The following is a 291-nucleotide window of genomic DNA, read 5'->3' on the forward strand; positions in this document are numbered from 1 at the left end:
ACATAAATTCAAAAAAGATGGTACGGTTTTCCATCATACCATCATTATTCTTAAAAAACTATTATCTTTTAAATTACTTTATTATTCGTAAACACTATAGCTTAATTAAACTTCTAACATATACATCAAACACTTCTCTTACTATATAAATACTCAAACCTGTAACAACTTACCTTTCATAAAATCATGCCTTTTCTCTTCCATTTGGAAAATGATTTAAAAAAATCGAAAACAAACTTATTTCACAAAAATATGTTATACTTTTTATTACGTTAATAATTAATTGAATAT

This window comes from Bacillus sp. JJ722 (genome assembly GCF_036963345.1).
GTDB lineage: Bacteria > Bacillota > Bacilli > Bacillales > DSM-1321 > Bacillus_AD.